Origin of the sequence: Neisseria sp. HMSC073G10 (genome assembly GCF_001812605.1) — a bacterium.
In the GTDB taxonomy this organism is placed as follows: Bacteria; Pseudomonadota; Gammaproteobacteria; order Burkholderiales; family Neisseriaceae; genus Neisseria; species Neisseria subflava_A.
Window position 1 is genome coordinate 1 of the sequence record NZ_KV809537.1, and the last position, 2,327, is coordinate 2,327.

The window sequence follows — 2,327 nt, forward strand, 5'->3', positions numbered from 1 at the left end:
ACGACGGCAAGACCGCCATCGACCCGATAACGGGAAAATTCAATCCCAACCTTTTGCCCGAGCACATCAAAGAAGAGATTAAAGCGCAGACCGGTGCTATCGCTTCGGTGGTGGGTGCGGCGGGAGGCAGTCTGAACGGCACCAGCGGCACAAACACCAATGCCCTGTTCAACGCACAGGTAGGGGGTGTGCTTGGACAGAATGCGGTGGGGAATAATTTATTGGCATTTAATTTAAAAAGTGATCCAAAGGCTCAGAAAAATTTTTTAAGTAAAGTAAAGAAAGAGCTTGGTGGAAAATTTGAATTAAGAGGAACAGGGAGGTTAAATAGCTTAGGCTATGAAATTATGGAATTGGTACCAATTAAGAAAAATACATTTCAGAATCTTACTATTAAAGAGAAAAAATTTTATGACATGCTTAACGAAGTTGTTGCAGATCCTAGTGGAACAGCTCAAATTACTCTGGTTTACGATGATAAAACGGTAAGGGGAGGTTCGTGGATAACTGGAAGGTTTGATGTTGGAGATATGGAAAAACTGGATACAAATAAAATTGTGTTATCTGGAAATGTATTAATTGCTCATGAATTTAATGAGCAATTAAATAAAGATAAATTAGGTATTTCACCTAATAATGTAGCTAATGATGATGATGATTTTATTAGCTCTCATAAAAATGCAATTATAATACATGAACCTAAAGTTTTAGATAATTCATTTCAATTTATTATTGAAAATGCTGTAATTAACGGAAAGAAATATGATAAATTTTATCTTAATAAAAAACAAAATAAGATAACGGGTATAATTTTTGGAACATTTCAGAACACGCCAAGAGGGAAAATACATATTTTCCAACCTTATCAAGAGGTAATAAATCCTAATAAAGATGGAAAATATAAATTTATAAATCCGGACAATCCTAATGACTACATTATATATCCTTAGAAATATTTTATTAATAATTGTTTTTATTTTGCTTTTTGGATGTTCATTAAAAGATCATCAGCATGAGGTATATAATGATTCACAATTTGAAATATTTGGTTTCATTGATCCAGATTGCATAAAGCAGGGAAAAATTTCCAATGAATGCTATAGATATAGGGAAAAGCGTAAGTAGAACATGTAGAAACAGTAGGAGTGTTTCTTTCTGATTTTTTAAAGTAAATGTACAGCTGCAAGTTTTTCGATTTTCTTACTGATAGGATAGAGCAATTCCGTTCCTAGGGTATTGAAAGCACCTAAGGGTTGCCTGTCCACCTCCCCTGGAAGCATCCTATCTGGCAGCCAAAGAGATTGTTGTAGGCACATGGGAGGGCATACGCCACCCGTGGGACAATACCATTGTTCCATTGGCCGAAGCCGTTTCCAGTCCCGTGCAAACAGTCAACAAAGTTGTGATGTCCTACGAAAACTGGAAAGCGGTTCGCGACGAAGCATATATCAACAATCCGCAACTTGCAGGCAGAATGGACGCAATGTTTGATGCCCGGGTTGGAACCAATGCAGCATTTATGGTTGTCAGCGGCGGGACGGCATCTGCCATTGTCCGCTCGCGTGCCGCCGCAAAGGTAGTGAATAGTGCCGGGAATTTAAGCAAAATTGTCCGCAAGGCCGAGGCTCCATCCGGAAAGGCTGTTCCTGTCGGCGAAGCCCGCATTCCCCAAAGCCCCCAAGCGGTAAAAGGAACAACCGTTACCTTGGCACAGGAACAACGCCTGGCCAACGGAGAGCTGATACCGAAAGGCTCTGTGGTAACGTGGTCGGACAATGCGGTGAAAGTGGTACGGCCCGACGGAAGCAAACGGGTGTTTAGCAGCCGGGATTGGGAACAGAAGGCATTGCCGAAACCGCAACTACCGAAAGATTACAGATATGATCCCAATATAGGGAAAAATAATCCGAATTTTAACAAAGAGCTTCACAAGAAAATTTATGATCAAGATCCAAGAGGGATTGAAGCTGTTAAGGCTAGAGAGCAGGTAAATAAAGCCAATAGAGAAAGAATAAAAAAATCTCCACACAGTCTAGTATTGGAAAAAGATAAGTATGGTAATGAGATTTTTTATAGGCGCATGTCTAAAGAAGATTTTATGGAATTCCAACAGAAAGGAAAATTATCTGCGACAAGTGAAACATTTATTTCCCCACTTAAAGCATATTCCGAACAGGGATATACTGGGGTACTGGTTAAATTTACTACCAAGCCAGGAACCATGGAAGTTTTAAAAAAGATTGGTACTACAGGCAATTCGGCAACAAATCGGCTCTTTCCGGATTTGCCCCGCACAGGCAAGGGCTGGACTGAAAAAACACAAGTGC

The 2,327-nt window shown here is 40.0% G+C and carries 2 pseudogenes; both read left to right on the forward strand.

Going from position 1 to position 2,327, the window contains the following annotated elements:
- Nucleotides 1–950: pseudogene (locus HMPREF2865_RS12450) on the forward strand (hypothetical protein); the annotation flags it as partial.
- Nucleotides 951–1,606: 656 nt separating this feature from the next.
- A pseudogene (locus tag HMPREF2865_RS12085) lies at nucleotides 1,607–2,008 on the forward strand (adhesin); the annotation flags it as partial.
- Nucleotides 2,009–2,327 lie beyond the last annotated feature (319 nt).